Here is a 686-nt window from a genome sequence, read left to right as displayed (position 1 = left end):
ACGGTTCGCCATTAACCAGAACCACCCGCACGGGGTGGTTTTCCTGAAACGAGAAAACAGAGAGTGCGTTCATTTGGCCTCCCTCGCAGTCAGCTCCGCGGACAGAGAGGAGGAGCAGTTACGGGCGTCTTGCACCAGCTCACGGGCAACCTGGAGTAATTCCGCCGCCTCCTGCATATACAGTGAAGCTTCATAGCTGGAGATCGTACGGTGGGCCGAGGAAACCAGCGCTTCTATCTGCGCCAGGCGCTCCTCAATCGACTCAAGCAGGCCCTGGGTGTTTAGCTGCACCTGATTCATGCGGCCACCCCGCTAACCCGGATACGGGCTGACAGAACGAGAACAAAACGGCTGGCGAACTGGCGACGGGCTTCTCGTAGGGATGAGGCGATGGTGGACAGATGATGAATATGGGATTTTTTATCGGTACGGCAGATCGCCGCGAACTTGAATTTGAACATGGTGCGCACTCCAGTTTGGTTATGGGTGCTACCACCAGAGTTGCGAATCTCTTGAGAGGTGGTAGCCCAGACGGGGTTCGCAATACCGGCCCAAACGAAACCGGCCAGCCAAAAGGCTGCCCCGCCTGAGCCACCATAATTCGGGTATGCGCAGGCATATGCACAAAAAAACACGCTGGCGCGTGTTGTGCGTCGTTTGGATATTCGGGATTGCGAGGCCCGGCT

General features: G+C 56.9%; 2 protein-coding genes. Both read right to left on the bottom strand.

Annotated features, from left to right (window positions below):
- Positions 1–69: 69 nt before the first annotated feature.
- Positions 70–300: a hypothetical protein gene (locus PKE79_RS16540; protein ID WP_039814615.1), complete on the bottom strand. Its 231-nt coding sequence runs from the start codon at positions 298–300 to the stop codon at positions 70–72.
- Positions 297–686: host cell division inhibitor Icd-like protein (locus PKE79_RS16535; protein WP_271174792.1), on the bottom strand; the 390-nt coding region annotated here is incomplete at its 5' end. The genes PKE79_RS16535 and PKE79_RS16540, both read right to left, overlap by 4 nt.

This window comes from Microbacterium barkeri (assembly GCF_027921765.1).
Classification (GTDB): Bacteria; Actinomycetota; Actinomycetes; order Actinomycetales; family Microbacteriaceae; genus Microbacterium; species Microbacterium barkeri.
This window is presented reverse-complemented; position numbering and strand designations above follow the sequence as displayed.